This is a genomic window from Vibrio sp. YMD68, from assembly GCF_029958905.1.
Taxonomy (GTDB): Bacteria; Pseudomonadota; Gammaproteobacteria; order Enterobacterales; family Vibrionaceae; genus Vibrio.
In genome coordinates this window covers 795,476-813,678 of the sequence record NZ_CP124614.1, presented here as the reverse complement: position 1 = coordinate 813,678, position 18,203 = coordinate 795,476, and the positions used below count along the sequence as shown (strand labels likewise).

The following is an 18,203-nucleotide window of genomic DNA, read 5'->3' as shown; positions in this document are numbered from 1 at the left end:
GAGGAATTCCTTTTGTTACGTGAAGAACTGAATAACTTTCTTGCTGATAAAGCAGACGATATGAAAGCACTGAATATAAAAACGATCGATGTACAAGGTAAATCAAGCATCACTGACTACATGATTATTTGTACTGGTACTTCTAAAACACACGTGGCCTCTATCGCAGGGCATGTTGCAAAAGAAGTGAAGCAAGCGGGTTTAGACACGTTTGGTATGGATGGTGAAAAAGAAGGCGAATGGGTTGTTGTGGATATGGGTACGACCATGCTTCACGTCATGCAAGAAGAGCACCGTGAGCTATACCAATTAGAAAAACTTTGGGGCTAGTTTGTGAAGATTCAGCTTATTGCCGTTGGGACTAAAATGCCTAAGTGGGTCGAGGAAGGCTTTCAAGAGTATCGTCGACGATTTCCACATGACATGCCTCTCGAATTGATCGAAATAACGGCAGGTAAGCGTGGGAAAAACGCAGATATTGCTCGAATCCTACAAAAAGAAGGGGAAGCAATGCTGGCTGCAGTACCAAAAGGCAATCGCATTGTGACTCTGGATATACCGGGCAAGCGTTGGGACACCGAACAGCTCTCGCAACAATTAGAAGCCTGGAAGCTAGACGCACGCGACGTATCGATTTTAATCGGTGGTCCTGAAGGGTTAGCCCCGGCATGCAAAGCAGCGGCTGATCAAAGCTGGTCTCTCTCTCCGCTAACGCTCCCTCACCCTCTTGTACGAGTGTTGATGGCTGAAAGTCTGTATAGAGCTTGGAGTATTACAGCCAATCACCCTTATCATCGAGAGTAACCTCCATGTTGCGTAAGCGTAGCCAAATTAGAGACCACCATGAAGAAACACGGCTATTTAAAAGTCGTGCTCTTATTTCCTTTCTCGGCATCATCTTTTTGATGGGCATTCTGCTGGCGAATCTCTACAACATTCAGGTTAATCAATACCAAGACTACAAAACTCGCTCTAATGACAATCGCATTAAAGTCGTGCCAATTGCGCCGAATAGAGGCCTCATCTATGACCGTAATGGCAAACTTCTCGCTGAAAACCGCCCTGTTTTCAACCTAGAGATTACACTAGAAAAAGTCCGCAATATTGATGAGACGATTGCGCGGCTGCAACAGGTACTGCCTGAAATCACGTCAGAGCGAATCGAAGCATTTACTCGCGAACGACGACAAACCCGTCGCTTTAATTCAGTTCCTTTGTTGACTCAGTTAACTCAAGAACAAGTGGCTAAGTTTTCGGTGCAGCAACACAATTTCCCTGGTGTTTCCATTACTGCTAACTTGAAGCGCTACTACCCTTACGGCAGTGTGCTTACCCATGTTATCGGTTACGTATCTCGAATAAATGACCGGGATTTACAGCGATTAGCGCGTGAAGAACGAGCCGCGAACTACCAAGCCACTCGTGACATCGGCAAACTTGGAATCGAGCGCTTTTACGAAGAAAAACTGCACGGTATCGCTGGCTATCAAGAAGTCGAAGTGAACAGCCGTGGAAGAATTATACGAACATTAAAGTACGTGCCACCGATTCCTGGCAAAGATATCGTTTTGAATCTCGATATCGATTTACAGCTTTATGTTCACAGGTTACTCGATGGTCGTCGAGGCTCAGCTATCGTGCTCGATCCTATTGATAATGGCGTCCTCGCAATGGTCTCTAGCCCGAGCTACGATCCCAATGCATTTGTGCATGGCATTTCATCCAAAGCCTACAACGCACTATTAACTGATATCAATCGTCCCCTCGTTAACCGAGCAACGTTAGGTATCTATCCACCAGCGTCAACAGTCAAACCTTTCATCGCCGTGGCAGCCCTGCAAGAAGGTGTCGTCACCACGAAAACCGTGCGTAATGACCCTGGCTACTGGAAAATCCCAAATTCGAAGACTCGCCCTTTTAGAGATTGGCTTCGTTGGGGACACGGAAAGGTCGACATTGTAAAGTCTATTGAAGAATCCGTGGATACTTTCTATTACCAAATTGCTTACGACATGGGCATAGATCGGCTATCAAGCTGGATGAGTATGTTTGGTTTTGGCGAGTATACTGGCATTGATATTTATGAAGAAAGTAAAGCCAATATGCCCACTAGAGACTGGAAAGTCGCCCGTCATCGTACGCCTTGGTACCAAGGGGATACCATTCCTGTGGGGATAGGTCAGGGCTATTGGACAGCAACACCGATGCAAATCGCCAAAGCCACCTCTGTGTTGATTAATCATGGCGAAGTCACGGCGCCCCATTTGCTGCGATCAACGATTAAAAATGGTGAAAAGTTCGATCTTCAACAGCTGGAAGACTTTGAAACATACCCTCCGATTACCGGAGTTCCTGAACGATACTGGAATGTCGCAACCGAAGGCATGCGTCTGGTTAACCACGGTGTAAAGGGAACGGCGCGACGTGCGTTTAGAGACCTTAAATACGTCAGTGCAGGCAAGTCAGGAACGGCGCAGGTATTTGGCCTTGCAGAAGACCAAGAATATAACGCGGATGAATTAGAAGAGCATCTTCGCGATCATGCCCTGTTTACCGGTTATGCTCCTTTCGATAAGCCCGAGTTCGTCGTTACTGTCGTATTAGAAAATGCAGGCGGAGGCTCCACTCATGGTGGTCCTGTCGTCAGACGAATATTTGATCATGCCATACTTGAAAGACAAGAAGGAACAGAACAATGATCTTTGATCCTTCAGCAGGAAACAATCGCGCTTTTTTTCACCGCTTTCATATCGACTTGCCGTTATTACTCGGCATACTTGTCCTGATGGCTTTTGGCCTTGTTGTGATGTATAGCGCAAGTGGGCAAAGCTATGGGATGATGGACAGGCAAGCAATGCGAATGGCGCTGTCACTTGGCGTTATGGCGATGTTGGCTCAAATCTCCCCTCGAACCTACGAATCACTTGCTCCTTTTTTATTCTTTTGTGGCATTACTTTGTTGCTTGGGGTGCTGTTTTTTGGGGAAGCCTCAAAGGGCGCACAACGTTGGTTAAACTTAGGGTTTATTCGCTTTCAACCCTCTGAGTTACTCAAGCTCGCCGTTCCTTTAATGGTTGCTCGATACATAGGAAAACGAGCCCTACCGCCAAGCTTTAGAACTATCATAGTCTCATTGGTGATGGTATTTGTTCCCACGATTCTCATTGCTAAACAACCCGATCTAGGCACATCCATTCTCATCGCTGCTTCTGGTATTTTTGTTATATTTTTGGCGGGTATCAGCTGGAAAATCATTTTTGCAGCGATGGCCTGTGTGGGAGCTTTTGCGCCAATATTATGGTTTTATTTAATGCGCGAGTACCAAAAAGTACGCGTTAGAACACTGTTTAATCCCGAGTCAGATCCGCTGGGTGCTGGCTACCACATCATCCAAAGTAAGATTGCCATCGGTTCGGGAGGCGTATCCGGTAAAGGTTGGCTGCAAGGCACCCAGTCTCAACTCGAGTTTCTACCCGAGCGACATACTGACTTTATCTTTGCGGTTATCGCCGAAGAATGGGGCATGCTAGGGATCCTCGCTTTACTGACCATTTATCTTTTCATTATGGGAAGAGGTTTATATCTAGCGAGCCAAGCTCAAACCTCCTTTGGACGAATGATGGCGGGCAGTATTATTTTGAGCTTCTTTGTTTACGTCTTTGTTAACATTGGCATGGTCAGTGGTATCTTGCCCGTTGTTGGCGTTCCTCTACCATTAATCAGCTATGGTGGTACCTCTATGGTCACCTTGATGGCAGGCTTTGGCATATTGATGTCCATACACACTCATAGAAATGCATTCTCAAAGGCGACATAAATTGATCACTCAAAAGCACATCCTCATACTCGCAGTGACCAGTGCAACCTTATTCGGTTGTTCGTCCTCTGGCCGCTATAGCCTCGACCAAGACGTTGCGCCAAAAGAGCCGATTTCCGTCGATCATATTGAAGATGCCGTTCCTCAATACGAACCTTATAGCTTGGGGGGAAACAGTAATTACACCCTACGAGGTAATAGCTACGTTATCGTTAAAGACGCGAAAGGCTTTACCGAAACAGGCAAGGCTTCCTGGTATGGTAAAAAATTTCACGGTCATTTGACTTCCAATGGTGAAATTTATGACATGTATTCGATGACAGCAGCGCATAAAACTCTGCCCATCCCTAGCTATGTCAAAGTCACCAACCAGGATAACGGAAAATCAACCGTGGTTCGTGTTAATGACCGTGGCCCATTTCATGAGGGTCGCATCATCGATTTAAGCTATGCCGCAGCCATCAAGCTGGATGTCGTCAAAACAGGTGTTGCTAATGTAGAAATTGAAGTGATTACGGTTGAACGACCAGAATCCGCCCATAAACAAAACGCACTACCAAGCTATATTGTGCAAGTCGCCACCTCGAAGCATCAAGATCGCTCTTTAGACCTCTCTAACGATCTCGCGGCAAAATTGTCTGTACCCAGTTATATTGAATCCAATCAATCCCTTCATCGTGTTTTTCTCGGGCCATTTAATGACTATACGTTGACGCAACAGACCCTTGAACAAGTTAAAGTGCTTGGATACTCTTCAGCCTTCATAAAAAAGCACACAGTCGCCCAGTAATCACTCATCATATTCGGTGCCATAGACGTGGCACTGGTGTGAATAATGGTTTCTGTTAATATACGGACAGTTAAAACAAAAATTTTGTATTCATCATGAAAAAAACATCAGTACTTAATACCATCCTCACATGCTCGATTGCTCTTTCTTCCGTTGCAACTACTCTGGCTCACGCCTCGCCAATAGTCGTACCTGACGCGCCCCAAATCGCTGCAAAAGGATTCGTTCTTCTTGACTTTCATTCCGGAAAAGTTCTGGCTGAAAAAGAGATGAATACCAAATTATCCCCAGCCAGCTTAACCAAGATGATGACAAGCTACGTTGTTGGTCAAGAGATAGAGCGTGGTAACCTTTCACTGACCGATGAAGTGACCATAAGCGAAAACGCATGGGCGAAGAACTTTCCTGACTCATCGAAAATGTTCATCGAAGTCGGTACAACCGTGACCGTTGAAGATCTCAACCGCGGTATTATCGTTCAATCGGGTAATGATGCCTGTGTCGCGATGGCTGAGCATATTGCAGGATCAGAAGACGCCTTTGTCGATTTGATGAATGCTTGGGCAGATACCATTGGTATGACCAACACTCACTTTGCCAATGTACATGGTTTAGACAGTGATAGTCTCTATTCTACCCCTTACGATATGGCACTTTTAGGATCGGCGCTGATCCGTGACGTACCCGACGAGTACCGTATCTACTCTGAAAAAAAATACACCTACAACGGCATCACACAATACAATCGTAACGGATTATTGTGGGACAAGAGCATGAATGTTGATGGCATTAAAACCGGCCACACAAGCAATGCAGGTTATAGCTTAGTCAGCTCAGCAACTGAAGGTAAAATGCGTTTAGTGGCGGTCGTCATGGGCACCAAAAACGCCAATGCACGAAAATCTGAAAGCAAAAAACTACTCAGCTATGGTTTTAGATTCTTCGAAACAGTCGCGCCTCACAGTGCTGGCGAAACCTTCGTTGAAGAAAAAATCTGGATGGGTGATAAAGATAGCGTCGCGTTGGGTGTGGATGTTGATACTTACGTAACCTTACCTCGCGGCCAAGCCAAGAACCTAACCGCGAGTTTTGTTCTTGAAAGTGAGTTAGAAGCGCCGATCATGAAAGGTGACGTAGTCGGTAAGCTTTTCTATCAACTAGAAGGTGAAGATGTTGCCGAGTACCCATTACTCGCTCTGGAAGACGTGCAGCAAGGCGGTCTCTTTAGCCGACTTTGGGACTACCTAATGTTACTTTTCAAAGGTTTTTTCTAATCTAACCTTTTTAATTATTTGAAAAGCTGCCTAGTGCAGCTTTTTTCATTTAGGTACTTAGTTGAGATCCCGCTCAATAGACAGTAATATTCGTCCCCTAAAAACCGATTTAACCTTGGAGTATCTACAATGATGACCATTAATTCAGATGCAAAGCTTAAAGACTTGCTCGAATTCCCGTGTTCATTCACCTTTAAAGTGATGGGCTACGCAAAACCTGAATTACCGGAGCTGGTATTGGAAGTCATTCAACGTCACGCTCCAGGTGACTACAGCCCAGTTGTTAAGCCAAGCGCTAAAGGCACCTATAATTCCGTATCAATCAACATCACAGCAACGTCTATTGAGCAGGTAGAAACCCTGTATAAAGAGCTGGGCGATATTGATATCGTACGCATGGTCTTATAATAAAGTTTAAACTTTAAAATAATATTGAAAGCAGCCATTGGCTGCTTTTTTGTTTTTAATCAGATACCTATGATATATGAGCGTTTTTCCTGGTTAATTTGTGGTTATCAAGATGTAGTCCATTCTCATGAATGTGTTTATAATGCGATAACTTTACAAATCACTACGGAAAGCGGAATGCCAAATCAATTAGTCGTCAGACAACTTGGTCGCCAGGATTACCATCCTGTATGGAAAGCGATGCACGAGTTCACCGACAATCGAACCGATGAAAGTAGCGATGAAATTTGGTTAGTTGAGCATAATCCTGTATTTACGCAGGGGCAGGCAGGAAAAGCGGAGCATATTCTCGCTGCGGGTGATATTCCTGTCGTGCAAAGTGATCGTGGGGGGCAAGTCACTTATCACGGTCCAGGCCAATTAGTGGCTTACTTCTTAATTAACCTAAGACGAAAAAAATTAGGCGTTCGAGATCTCGTTACACATATTGAGAATCTCGTCATCAATACTCTAAAAGCTTACAATATCGAAGCTTCAGCAAAGCCCGACGCACCCGGTGTTTATTCCGACAATAAAAAGATCTGTTCCCTTGGATTAAGAATTCGAAAAGGCTGTTCTTTTCATGGTCTAGCACTGAATGTTGATATGGACTTGTCTCCGTTTTTGCGCATCAATCCATGTGGTTACGCAGGAATGGAAATGGTACAGGTTAGCCAGTTAGGTGGACCAAGTCAGCTAGACGTCGTTGAACAGCAATTAATACAAGAACTCGTCGCACTCCTAGACTACGAGCACGTTAAATTTTGCACAAAAGCCCTTAACGAGAAGCAGTAAAATCATGAGCAAACCAATTCAAATGGAAAAAGGCGTCAAATACAGAGATGCTGACAAAATGGCATTGATTCCTGTTAAAAACATGCCAAGCGAAACAAAAGAAGTATTGCGTAAACCAGACTGGATGAAAATAAAACTGCCATCAGACAGTAAGCGCATCAAAGAGATCAAATCGGCTCTGCGTAAGAATAATCTTAACTCGGTCTGTGAAGAAGCCTCTTGCCCTAACCTTTCAGAGTGTTTCAACCACGGAACGGCGACCTTCATGATTCTAGGTGCTATCTGTACACGCCGCTGCCCGTTTTGTGATGTTGGCCACGGCCGACCTCTTGCTCCAGAAGGTGATGAACCGAAGAAGCTGGCACAAACCATTAAAGACATGAAACTTAAGTATGTGGTAATTACCTCAGTCGATAGAGACGATCTAAGAGACGGAGGCGCACAGCACTTTGCCGATTGTAACCGAGAAATCCGCGAGCTTAACCCTAACATTCATATTGAAACATTGGTCCCTGACTTTCGTGGCCGTATGGACATCGCCCTTGAATTGCTAAAAGACAACCCACCGGATGTCTTTAACCATAACCTAGAAACCGCCCCACGCCTGTATCGTAAAGCGCGCCCGGGGGCGAACTACAAATGGTCATTAGAACTTCTTAAAAAGTTTAAGCAGCAGCACCCTAATGTTCCGACTAAATCGGGTGTGATGATGGGTCTTGGGGAAACAAAAGAAGAAATCATTCAAGTTCTTAAAGACTTACGTGAGCACGATGTCACCATGCTCACTCTGGGTCAGTACCTCGCACCAAGCCGTCACCACTTGCCGGTTGAACGCTATGTACCGCCGGCTGAATTTGAAGAATTGAAAGAAATTGCGTTGGATCTAGGTTTCACTCACGCAGCTTGTGGACCCTTTGTGCGTTCTTCTTACCATGCTGATATGCAAGCACAGGGCAAAGAAGTGAAGTAACGCCAATATTGATAAAGTCGGTGACATCATCGACTTTGCTTTCTTATCTATGGTAAACCATCCATGGTTAATAATAGATGGTGAATAATCCGCTTCGCAATTGAAACTGAGCGGTAAAATCGATAGGCTAAAGAAACTAACGGAATGCACTCACCTATCGTTAAGATAGCTAAGGAATAAAAATGAATAAAATGGGATTATTGGCGCTATTGTTTGCAGCCGTTACTGCGGGTTGTGCTAACAACACCAAACAAGACAACTATAGAGAAGCCTCTTTCGAGCTTTGTAACACAGAGGTCGATATTTATTCGGTCAGTGATGATGGCCGCGTTCGTATCGTCTGCTCTGATGGTTCAAAGTTCGCTCTAACATCGGAAGAAACGTTAGAAGTCATGCGAGATATCAATATCGATTACTGTGACGGTGAAGGGCTGGGTAAATTCAACGAAAGCCGTAAATATTACTCGTTCCAATGTAAATCAGGTACCTTGCTGAGTATTTCGAAGAAGTAAGACGACCTTTTAGACTATAACCGATATTAAAAAGACCAGCTCTTCAACAAGCTGGTCTTTTCGTTTCTAGGTTTCGTTCTACGCAGAAACTAAAAGAGCCCCCAAATTGGAAGCTCTTCATTATTATTTTCAAACTTAACGAATTCTAGTTCTAGGGAAAGGCGCGGAGTTTACGCTAGTAAATGAGCACCTTTGACACCGAAATAGAACAGTTAAGGCAGAAAAATTAAGCGTAAACCGGTAGACGCTTACAAATTTCTAACACTTTTGCTTTGGTTGCTTCGATAACAGACTCATCGCCCATGTTATCAAGGATGTCACACATCCAGCCAGCAAGAGCTTTCGCATCTGCTTCTGAGAAGCCACGACGAGTAATAGAAGGAGAACCGATACGGATACCAGACGTAACGAACGGGCTACGTGGGTCGTTTGGTACTGAGTTCTTGTTAACAGTGATGTTAGCTGAACCTAGTGCTGCATCGGCTTCTTTACCTGTGATGTCTTTGTCGATTAGGTCAACGAGGAACAGGTGGTTCTCTGTAGAACCTGAAACGATGTTGTAACCGCGAGCTAGGAATTCAGCAACCATTGCTTTTGCGTTAGCCACTACGCGAGCTTGGTATTCTTTGAATTCTGGCTCTAACGCTTCTTTGAACGCTACTGCTTTACCCGCGATAACGTGCATTAGAGGACCACCTTGGCCTCCAGGGAATACTGCTGAGTTCAACTTCTTGTAAAGATCTTCGCCTTCGTTAGAAAGGATAAGACCACCACGAGGACCCGCAAGCGTTTTGTGCGTTGTTGTTGTCACAACGTGTGCGTGTGGAACTGGGTTCGGGTAAACACCTGCTGCGATGAGGCCAGCAACGTGCGCCATATCTACGAAGAAGTAAGCACCTACTTTGTCAGCGATTTCACGCATGCGCTTCCAATCACAAACTTGAGAGTAAGCTGAAAAACCACCGATGATCATCTTAGGCTTGTGCTCGATAGCTAGCGCTTCCATCTCTTCGTAATCGATTTGACCGGCTTCATCGATACCGTAAGGAATGATGTTGTAAAGCTTACCAGAGAAGTTTACTGGAGAACCGTGAGTTAGGTGACCACCGTGTGCGAGACTCATACCTAGAACAGTATCGCCAGCATTCAGTAGTGCCATGTAAACAGCGTTGTTTGCTTGAGAACCAGAGTGTGGCTGTACGTTTGCGTATTGTGCGCCAAACAGTTCACATGCACGCTCAATTGCCAATGTTTCAACCTTATCAACGAACTCACAACCACCGTAGTAACGTTTACCAGGGTAACCTTCTGCATATTTGTTCGTTAACTGAGAGCCTTGAGCTTCCATTACACGTGGGCTGGTGTAGTTTTCAGAAGCGATAAGCTCAATATGTTCTTCTTGGCGAACCGTTTCTTCCTGGATCGCTTCAAATAGGTCTGCATCATAATCTGCAATGTTCATGTCACGTGTTAGCATCTGTATCTCCTGACTCAGATTGTACTGAAAGTTTCAAAAAAACCACACAACGACCATGCGCAAACGTTTACGTAGGTCGAATTTATGAAAAGCATTCTACATAATTTGATCTATATCATAAAGAGCAAAATCACTTTTTATCATGCAGTTTATTCATAATGACTGATAAGCTTTATAATGCTTGTCGTACCTTGATCACCCACAAGCAGCTTACTGTCAAGTTTTCGCTTTACACCCTGTAAAACGATAATTACATAGGTTTACCCTAATTTTATCTCTCTAGCTACCGAAAAGATCATCTTTTCTCTACTATTCGCCCCAATATTCCCTAGAAGAAAATCAAGTTGATGGAAAAACACTCAAGTAAAGAAGATTGGATTGCAATTTTAACCGGGACTTTTTTAGTCGCTCAGGGCGTATTCTTTCTCCAGTCGGCACACTTACTGACGGGCGGGACAACAGGGCTTGCTTTATTATTAAGCCAAATCGTTTCCGTCTCTTTTGGTACCTTATACTTTCTCATTAACTGCCCTTTCTATTTATTGGCATGGCAGCGCTTTGGAAAACGGTTTGCGATCAACAGTGCAATATCAGGCGCATTAGTCTCCGTATTTGCTGATCACCTTTATTTGGTCATTACATTAGATATGATCAATGAAATCTACTGCGCAATCGCTGGCGGACTATTAATGGGCTTGGGGATGTTGATCTTATTTCGACATCGTTCAAGCCTCGGAGGCTTTAACGTTCTATGTTTAGTGATCCAAGATCGATTTGGCATTTCGGTGGGAAAAACTCAAATGCTGATTGATGTGGCTATTTTGTTCGCTTCCTTCTTTTTTGTTTCTCCTATGGTTATTGGTTTGTCTTTACTTGGAACCGTAGCGCTCAATGTGGTTCTTGCCATGAATCACAAGCCGACTCGTTATACCGTCACTTACGGCTAGTTATTCCAAACATAAAAAGGGCCCGCACATTGGCGAGCCCTTTCTGTTTGTGACTGTCAATTCAATGTGTCATTAATGCACGCTTCTTGATTTGACATCATGCTGCAGTTCTTTATTTAATTCCGCTTCCACATGGCCTGGAGAGTGCGTTGTTATAGAAATCAAACGATACATCGCAGGAATAACAAACAGGGTCACTAGGGTCGCAAACCCCATACCAAAGAAGATAACCGTACCGACCGCTACTCGGCTTTCATAGCCTGCACCTGTTGACGTTATCAATGGAATGGCTCCCGCCAATGTGGTAAATGCCGTCATCATGATGGGTCTTAGCCGTCTTGCGGATGCATCGATGATGGCCTGCTGGAACTCAATACCTCGGTCACGCAACTGGTTGGTAAACTCAACGATCAAAATACCATTTTTCGTTACCATACCAATCAACATGATCATACCGATCTGGCTATATATATTCAGACCCTGCCCCATAAAATACATCCCTAGGAACCCACCGAATACCCCCATTGGCACCGTGAACATCACCACCAATGGGTTAATAAAGCTTTCAAATTGAGCAGCTAACACTAAATAGGCCACCAGCAAAGCCAATGCAAAGACAATCAAAATACTCGATTGGTTTTCTTTGTAGTCTTTCGATTCACCAGAATAGCTCACCGATATTTCGTTCGGCAGTAGTTCAATCGCTTTGGAATCTAAGAAGTCGAGCGCATCGCCCAACGTCGAATCGCCAGCTAGGTTTGCTGTCACGGTAATCGATTTCTGTTTATTGTAGTGAGCAAGACGAATCGATGACGCAACTTCTTCAATGGTTGTCACCGCATCGAGCGTCACTAATTCACCCGACACGGTTCGCATGTAGATTTGACTCAAGTCGGAAGCATTGTTGAAGCTATTTTCATCACCACGAAGGTAAACGTCATACTCTTCGCCTCGTTCAACAAACGTGGTTTCCGTTTTACCGCCCAGCATCACCTCAAGCGTATCCGAAATATCCGACACACTGATCCCTAATTCAGCCGCTCGTTGACGATCAATCGTGACGACAAGCTCTGGCGTTTTCTCTGAATAGTTAATCTCTGCCCCTTCCATTAACGGGGAGTTTTCTGCCTCGACTTTTAATCGTTCGGCCCATTCCATCAATTCTGGGTAATCGGTGCCGCCTAAGACAAATTGCACAGGCTCACTGGAGCCCCCTCTAAAACCGGGCATAAATGGGAAGACACGTACGTCAGGAATACCTGCCAGCGCTTTCCTCACTTCACCCAGGGCATTTTGAGCGGTAATATCACGCTCGTTCCAGTCATCCAAAATCATGATAACAAAGCCCGTTTGGTCACCGGCATTACCACCAAACGCCGGTGATTGGATGCTGAACGATTTAAGAAAGCCTTGCCCTAAAAGTGGCAATAATCGTGCTTCCACAATATCCATGTTGGCTGACATTCGGTTATAACTGGTTGCATCTGCACCGCGCACAAAGGCAAAGATAACACCACGGTCTTCTGATGGGGTGAGCTGTGCTGGAACTTGTTGCATTAAACCGTAGCTGCCACCAATACAGGCCATAATGACCAGAGGCGCGGCAAACTTCCACTTAAGCGCCAGCGTTAATGCTCGGCGATAACCGTTCTCTAACTGGGTAAACAATCTATCGATAAAGCGGTTGAATCGATTCGGTTTAACATTAGCTTTAAGAATTTTACTGCCAAGAACAGGGGTTAAGGTCAGCGCGACTAATGATGAGAAAATGACAGACATGGCCAATAACACCGAGAACTCGGTAAACAAAAGCCCTACCATTCCATCCATAAATGAAATGGGTAAGAAGACCATAACAAGCACTAACGTTGTCGCCACAACGGCAAAACCAACCTCTCTGGTTCCTTTGTAAGCCGCTAATAACGGCTTTTCACCTTTCTCGATATGGTGAAAGATGTTTTCCACCACCACGATCGCATCATCGACCACTAGGCCTATCGATAAAATCAACGCCATCAACGTAATCAGGTTAATTGAAAAACCAAAATAATGAGCGGCAATAAATGATGAGATCAACGAAACCGGTACCGTCACTGCGGGAATCAGCGTGGCTCTGGCTTGGCCTATAAATATGTACAGCACCAGGATAACCAACCCACCTGTAATAAATAGCGTACTGTAAACTTCAGAAATGGAACGCTCAATAAATACGGTCGAGTCATAGTCAATGGCAAGACGCGTACCTTCTGGCAAAAACTGCTGTATATCATCCACTTGCTTATGAACACGTTCAGCGACATCGAGCGGGTTTGCATCCGATTGCGGAACAATGCCCATACTCACGTTGACCACCCCATCACTTTTAAACGTGGAGCTTTCATTCTGAGCGCCAACATAAACATCGGCGACGTCTTTCAAGTAAATAGGTGTGTTGTCACTGGCACGTTTTACGACGAGATAATCAAAATCTTCAGCGGAGTTGTAGCTTCGAGCTGTCCGCACGGACATAACAATCGAATCGTTACGCACTTCTCCACCCGGGCTTTCTAAGTTTTCTTGTTTTAATGCTTGGGTAATATCTGACGTCGTCACGCCACGCCCAGCCATGAGTTCAGGCTTAAGCTTCACATACATGACTTTGTAGAGGCCACCCGACACATCAACTGAACTGACGCCACTGATCAAACTGAAACGGTCTAACAGCACACGTTCGATGTAGTCAGTGAGCTGTGTTCTGTCCATTTCTGAAGAACTAAGGTTGATGTATAAAGAGGCTTCTCCCGAACCATTGTTCTTGAAGACGATAGGATCATCCGCCTCATCCGGCAAAGAACGCTGTGCACGAGCAACCGCATCACGAACATCACTCACCCCAGTGTTTAAGTCATAACCTAAATCAAAAGTAATCGTGATCCGAGAACTGCCGTTTCGTGTCGTAGATTCAATCTCATCAATCCCACTGATACCAGAGAGCTGATCTTCAAGAGCGGACGTAATCTGACTTTCGATAATGGTCGCAGACGCCCCTTCATATCGAGTCGATATGGATACCACAGGGCTTTCAATATCAGGCATCTCACGAACAGCAAGCTTACTAAACGAAACAATACCAAAGACACACAATAATAAGCTAAGTACAATGGCAGAAACCGGTCGTTTCACCGATACATCGGATAACCACATTAGTTCGTTTCCTTCTGCTTCGCTTTTCCATCAGCGCCCAATTCGGATACCGATACGCCATCTCTCATATTAACGATGCCCTGAACAACGATTTTCTGGCCTATCTCTAACCCTTTCTCAATCACCACCAAGTTCTCAATACGAGCACCTAAAATGACTTCTGTTTTTTTAGCGATGTTGTCATCGCTCACAACATAAACAAACCGTTTGGTTCCTGAGTATTGCAGTGCTTGAACCGGAATAATCGGCGCTTCAATCTCTGGAAATGCCATATCTGCCGATACGAGCATGCCCGGTTTCAATTTCATGTCAGTATTATCAAAGTGGATACGCACCCTTAGGTTTAAGGTTTCTTGGTTAATACGGGAGTCGATGCCAACTACCTCGCCCTTAAATTGACGATCATTGCCCCATGCACTGGTTGTTGCAACCACGCCCATCCCAATCGATAATCGCGATAAGTAATGCTCTGGCACTTGCAAATCCAATCTCATTAAAGACAAATCATCGAGAGTCAGCAACTCACTCCCTGCGCTCACCAATTCGCCGCGACTGAAGTCAATAAAGCCTACCGTACCTTCAAATGGCGCAGAGATGTGTAAATCGCGTAAATTGGCATTGGCGGCATCTAAACGAGCTTGGGCAATATCAACGCTGGTTTTCTGTGCGTCAATTTCCGTTTGCGTGATGGCATTGCGTTTCGCCAAGCGCTCATATTCTGTTAGTTTACGTTTTTCATCACGTAAATAAGCTTTGGCCTCTGCAACAGATGCAATCGCTTTATCGTCATCGAGTTTGACCAGTATTTGATTTTTGGTCACCTTTTGGTTCGCTTTCACTGCGATCGTATCGACCTTTCCCGCGACTTCCGAAGAAATGACCACCGACTGATCCGATTCAATTTTACCAACAAGAGACAAAGATTGAGACACATGGTGAATTTGAACTGACTCAGTGATGACAGATACCGCTGGAGCCTTGCGAGGACCGTTAGCATAGGTAGTTGCAGAAACGAAAATAGACATTATGACGCTGAATATTATTGTATTTTTCATAGTACTTCGCTGAATATTGTTGACTGGCTGTAGTATATCTATTGATACGCACAGTAACGTCAATGAGTGTAAATTATTTCAATAATATTCGAACTTTCTTTTGTTTATGCTGGCATAGCGGTTCCGGTATTTAACCCTTTTGTATAAAAACCAACGCCTTTGCCCAAAAAGTCAGCATTTGATTCAAAATCATAAGAAAAATCTTTACAGCATGAGCGAGTTTGCTATTATGCGCTCCGCACTTGAGCGATGTGTTGGGAATACATTGTTTAAGCTTACTTTCTAAACAAGTAAGAAAATACCCCTGGAGGGGTTCCCGAGTGGCCAAAGGGAGCAGACTGTAAATCTGCCGGCACTGCCTTCGATGGTTCGAATCCGTCCCCCTCCACCATATTTCTTCTAACGTTAATTCCTTTTTAACGATAGAAAATACTTGCTTGATGCGTTGGGAAATCATCATTTAAGCTTGCTTTGTAAAGAAGTAAGAAAACACCCCTGGAGGGGTTCCCGAGTGGCCAAAGGGAGCAGACTGTAAATCTGCCGGCACTGCCTTCGATGGTTCGAATCCGTCCCCCTCCACCATATTTCTTCTAACGTTAATTCCTTTTTAACGATAGAAAATACTTGCTTGATGCGTTGGGAAATCATCATTTAAGCTTGCTTTGTAAAGAAGTAAGAAAACACCCCTGGAGGGGTTCCCGAGTGGCCAAAGGGAGCAGACTGTAAATCTGCCGGCACTGCCTTCGATGGTTCGAATCCGTCCCCCTCCACCATATTTCTTCTAACGTTAATTCCTTTTTAACGATAGAAAATACTTGCTTGATGCGTTGGGAAATCATCATTTAAGCTTGCTTTGTAAAGAAGTAAGAAAACACCCCTGGAGGGGTTCCCGAGTGGCCAAAGGGAGCAGACTGTAAATCTGCCGGCACTGCCTTCGATGGTTCGAATCCGTCCCCCTCCACCATATTCTGTAATAAGAATCGAAAGCCAGCTCATTGAGCTGGCTTTTTTTGTCCCTGAATTTATACCCGTCGTCGTCAATAATGGGCATTCGCCCCAATGCACTCTATAAAAAGTCCGACAAAAAAGGCCTCACCATTGGAGAGACCTGAGACCGACAATATTAACTCAAATCAATGAGCAGAACGTTAGGGGGTTAGTGGTCGATCAAAAGAATCCGTGTTTCATAAGGTTTTAATGCCTGATGGCGACTTAAGTTCTCACCTTTCGTTTGGGGGTAGTTACTAAGTAATACTCGAGCGTTGCTTAATTCTAACTCATTCGGCAACACACACTCTTCTTCATTCGCATAGAAATTATTTAAGCAGAGTAAAGTCTGAGTCTCTGATTGACGTTGAAACACGAACAGCGTCTTGTGATCAGGAAGTAAATCGACATAATTGCCATCGGTAATAACATCCACGTCTTTACGTAACTGAATCAGCCGTTGGTAGAAATAAAATACCGAGTCAGGATCATCAACTGCGGCCTTTGCATTGATATCGACATAGTTATTCGCAACGCTCAGCCAAGGCGCTACTTTGGAGAAACCAGCGTACTTAGAATCATTCCATTGCATCGGTGTTCTAGAATTATCTCGAGATTTTTGTGCCAGAATAGCCATCATAGCCTCATGGCTGACCTTCTCTTGGTTGACCATGATGTCATACATATTGATACTTTCTACATCCTTATACTGCTCAATATTGCAATAATGTGGATTCGTCATACCAATCTCTTCGCCTTGATAGACATAAGGAGTTCCTTGCATCATATGAATGGAAGCCGCCAGCATTTTGGCCGATTCTACTCGGTACTCTTTGTCGTTTCCTAATCGGCTAACCACACGGGGTTGATCGTGGTTACACCAGAATAACGCCCCCCAACCTTTGCCATTTAAACCAACCTGCCAATGATTGAAAATGCGCTTTAATTGTAGGAAATCAAATGGCGCGTTTGTCCATTTCTCGCCATTCAAGTAATCCGCCTTCAAATGATGAAAGTTGAATACCATTGAGAGCTCATTTCCATCTTTTGACGAGTACTTCAAACAGTGCTCTAAGGTCGTGGAAGACATTTCTCCCACTGTCACACTGCCATATTTTTGAAATACTGATTGACTGATTTCTTGCAGATATTCGTGTACACGCGGGCCATCGGTATAAAAACACCGACCGTCACCAGCATCATCGTTTGGAAAGCTTTGCCGCTTCGAGATTAAATTAATCACATCGAGTCGGAAACCATCAACGCCCTTCTCTGCCCAAAAGCCGATCACTTGTTTGACTTCCTCACGAACCTTAGGGTTTTCCCAATTCAGATCCGCCTGCTCCTTTGCAAACAAATGCAAATAGTACTGACCGGTCTTATCGTCTAGAGCCCATGCATTGCCGCCAAATTTTGACTGCCAATTATTGGGCTCTTTACCCTCAATGGGATCTTTCCAAATGTAGTAATCTCGGTATGGGCTTTGTTTATCACCTAGCGCCGATTGAAACCAATGATGAGCCGTTGAAGTATGATTCACGACGATATCCATAATCACTCGAATGCCACGCTGATGCGCTTGTTTAAGCAATTCATCGACATCGGCCATAGAGCCAAAGTCGGGATTTATTTTATAGTAATCCGCGATGTCATAGCCGTTATCGACCATGGGTGATTCATAAATAGGGGTTAGCCAAATGGCATCGACACCAAGCAGATGAAGGTAATCTAACTTATTGATAATACCTTGAATATCACCAGTCCCTTTATGACCACTATCACAAAAGCTCTTTGGGTAAATTTGATAAATGGTGGCTGTTTTCCACCAGTTTTTATCTGCGTTATTCATCGCCATTTAAGACACTCACTTACCAACGAAAAAGATTAAAAAAGGAGTGATAAACATCACTCCAAATTGACTTGCTATGAATGACTCCGCACTTTTCACC

The 18,203-nt window shown here is 44.4% G+C and carries 15 protein-coding genes and 4 tRNA genes; 15 read left to right on the top strand and 4 right to left on the bottom strand.

Annotated features, from left to right (window positions below; translation table 11 throughout):
- Positions 1-12 precede the first annotated feature (12 nt).
- From rsfS to QF117_RS09830, 10 genes are all read left to right on the top strand, one after another.
- Positions 13-330: a ribosome silencing factor gene (rsfS, locus tag QF117_RS09875; protein WP_282388760.1), complete on the top strand. Its 318-nt coding sequence runs from the start codon at positions 13-15 to the stop codon at positions 328-330.
- A gap of 3 nt (positions 331-333) precedes the next feature.
- Positions 334-804, top strand: a complete 471-nt coding sequence (gene rlmH, locus QF117_RS09870; RefSeq protein ID WP_017034701.1) for a 23S rRNA (pseudouridine(1915)-N(3))-methyltransferase RlmH — start codon at positions 334-336, stop codon at positions 802-804.
- Positions 805-809: 5 nt separating this feature from the next.
- A complete protein-coding gene (gene mrdA, locus QF117_RS09865) occupies positions 810-2,699 on the top strand; it encodes a penicillin-binding protein 2 (RefSeq protein ID WP_282388757.1) in 1,890 nt (629 codons plus the stop codon).
- Positions 2,696-3,817, top strand: a complete 1,122-nt coding sequence (gene rodA / locus QF117_RS09860; protein WP_282388755.1) for a rod shape-determining protein RodA — start codon at positions 2,696-2,698, stop codon at positions 3,815-3,817. Before mrdA ends, rodA begins: the two co-directional genes overlap by 4 nt.
- Complete coding sequence (locus tag QF117_RS09855) at positions 3,795-4,607, top strand: septal ring lytic transglycosylase RlpA family protein (RefSeq protein ID WP_282388753.1); 813 nt, start codon at positions 3,795-3,797, stop codon at positions 4,605-4,607. Before rodA ends, QF117_RS09855 begins: the two co-directional genes overlap by 23 nt.
- Before the next feature lie 95 nt (positions 4,608-4,702).
- Complete coding sequence (locus QF117_RS09850) at positions 4,703-5,881, top strand: serine hydrolase (RefSeq protein WP_282388752.1); 1,179 nt, start codon at positions 4,703-4,705, stop codon at positions 5,879-5,881.
- Positions 5,882-6,010: 129 nt separating this feature from the next.
- The gene (gene ybeD / locus QF117_RS09845) at positions 6,011-6,289 is read left to right on the top strand and encodes a DUF493 family protein YbeD (protein WP_017034706.1); all 279 of its coding nucleotides are present in this window, start codon (positions 6,011-6,013) and stop codon (positions 6,287-6,289) included.
- A gap of 177 nt (positions 6,290-6,466) precedes the next feature.
- On the top strand, positions 6,467-7,123 hold the full coding sequence (gene lipB / locus QF117_RS09840) for a lipoyl(octanoyl) transferase LipB (protein WP_282388749.1): 657 nt from the start codon (positions 6,467-6,469) through the stop codon (positions 7,121-7,123).
- Positions 7,124-7,127: 4 nt separating this feature from the next.
- Positions 7,128-8,093, top strand: coding sequence for a lipoyl synthase (lipA, locus tag QF117_RS09835; RefSeq protein ID WP_017034708.1), 966 nt, complete (start codon positions 7,128-7,130; stop codon positions 8,091-8,093).
- 182 nt (positions 8,094-8,275) lie between these two features.
- Positions 8,276-8,605, top strand: coding sequence for a hypothetical protein (locus QF117_RS09830; protein ID WP_282388746.1), 330 nt, complete (start codon positions 8,276-8,278; stop codon positions 8,603-8,605).
- Between the two features lie 226 nt (positions 8,606-8,831).
- Here the strand turns inward: QF117_RS09830 and glyA are convergent, their stop codons facing one another.
- Positions 8,832-10,082: a serine hydroxymethyltransferase gene (gene glyA / locus QF117_RS09825; RefSeq protein WP_282388745.1), complete on the bottom strand. Its 1,251-nt coding sequence runs from the start codon at positions 10,080-10,082 to the stop codon at positions 8,832-8,834.
- Positions 10,083-10,429: 347 nt separating this feature from the next.
- Between glyA and QF117_RS09820 the strand changes: the two genes are divergently transcribed.
- Positions 10,430-11,029, top strand: a complete 600-nt coding sequence (locus tag QF117_RS09820) for a YitT family protein (protein WP_282388744.1) — start codon at positions 10,430-10,432, stop codon at positions 11,027-11,029.
- Positions 11,030-11,101: 72 nt separating this feature from the next.
- Here QF117_RS09820 and vexH read toward each other — a convergent pair whose 3' ends face one another.
- Together vexH and QF117_RS09810 are read right to left on the bottom strand one after the other, a co-directional pair.
- The gene (vexH, locus tag QF117_RS09815; RefSeq protein ID WP_282388743.1) at positions 11,102-14,212 is read right to left on the bottom strand and encodes a vibriobactin export RND transporter permease subunit VexH; all 3,111 of its coding nucleotides are present in this window, start codon (positions 14,210-14,212) and stop codon (positions 11,102-11,104) included.
- A complete protein-coding gene (locus tag QF117_RS09810; RefSeq protein ID WP_282388742.1) occupies positions 14,212-15,267 on the bottom strand; it encodes an efflux RND transporter periplasmic adaptor subunit in 1,056 nt (351 codons plus the stop codon). Before QF117_RS09810 ends, vexH begins: the two co-directional genes overlap by 1 nt.
- A gap of 306 nt (positions 15,268-15,573) precedes the next feature.
- Here QF117_RS09810 and QF117_RS09805 point away from each other — a divergent pair.
- The 4 genes from QF117_RS09805 to QF117_RS09790 all read left to right on the top strand — a co-directional run bounded on the left by QF117_RS09805 (position 15,574) and on the right by QF117_RS09790 (position 16,231).
- Positions 15,574-15,658, top strand: a tRNA-Tyr gene (locus tag QF117_RS09805).
- A gap of 106 nt (positions 15,659-15,764) precedes the next feature.
- Positions 15,765-15,849 (top strand) — tRNA-Tyr (locus QF117_RS09800).
- Between the two features lie 106 nt (positions 15,850-15,955).
- A tRNA-Tyr gene (locus tag QF117_RS09795) sits at positions 15,956-16,040 on the top strand.
- A gap of 106 nt (positions 16,041-16,146) precedes the next feature.
- Positions 16,147-16,231, top strand: a tRNA-Tyr gene (locus tag QF117_RS09790).
- Positions 16,232-16,423: 192 nt separating this feature from the next.
- Here the strand turns inward: QF117_RS09790 and treC are convergent.
- A complete protein-coding gene (treC, locus tag QF117_RS09785) occupies positions 16,424-18,109 on the bottom strand; it encodes an alpha,alpha-phosphotrehalase (RefSeq protein WP_282388741.1) in 1,686 nt (561 codons plus the stop codon).
- Positions 18,110-18,203: the final 94 nt, after the last annotated feature.

Excerpts from the sequence above, each read along its gene's own strand:
- mrdA (WP_282388757.1), top strand. The coding sequence starts at position 810 with ATGTTGCGTAAGCGTAGCCAAATTAGAGACCACCATGAAGAAACACGG.
- rodA (WP_282388755.1), top strand. The coding sequence starts at position 2,696 with ATGATCTTTGATCCTTCAGCAGGAAACAATCGCGCTTTTTTTCACCGC.
- QF117_RS09855 (WP_282388753.1), top strand. The coding sequence starts at position 3,795 with ATGCATTCTCAAAGGCGACATAAATTGATCACTCAAAAGCACATCCTC.
- QF117_RS09850 (WP_282388752.1), top strand. The coding sequence starts at position 4,703 with ATGAAAAAAACATCAGTACTTAATACCATCCTCACATGCTCGATTGCT.
- ybeD (WP_017034706.1), top strand. The coding sequence starts at position 6,011 with ATGATGACCATTAATTCAGATGCAAAGCTTAAAGACTTGCTCGAATTC.
- lipB (WP_282388749.1), top strand. The coding sequence starts at position 6,467 with ATGCCAAATCAATTAGTCGTCAGACAACTTGGTCGCCAGGATTACCAT.
- lipA (WP_017034708.1), top strand. The coding sequence starts at position 7,128 with ATGAGCAAACCAATTCAAATGGAAAAAGGCGTCAAATACAGAGATGCT.
- QF117_RS09830 (WP_282388746.1), top strand. The coding sequence starts at position 8,276 with ATGAATAAAATGGGATTATTGGCGCTATTGTTTGCAGCCGTTACTGCG.
- glyA (WP_282388745.1), bottom strand. The coding sequence starts at position 10,082 with ATGCTAACACGTGACATGAACATTGCAGATTATGATGCAGACCTATTT.
- QF117_RS09820 (WP_282388744.1), top strand. The coding sequence starts at position 10,430 with ATGGAAAAACACTCAAGTAAAGAAGATTGGATTGCAATTTTAACCGGG.
- vexH (WP_282388743.1), bottom strand. The coding sequence starts at position 14,212 with ATGTGGTTATCCGATGTATCGGTGAAACGACCGGTTTCTGCCATTGTA.
- QF117_RS09810 (WP_282388742.1), bottom strand. The coding sequence starts at position 15,267 with ATGAAAAATACAATAATATTCAGCGTCATAATGTCTATTTTCGTTTCT.
- treC (WP_282388741.1), bottom strand. The coding sequence starts at position 18,109 with ATGGCGATGAATAACGCAGATAAAAACTGGTGGAAAACAGCCACCATT.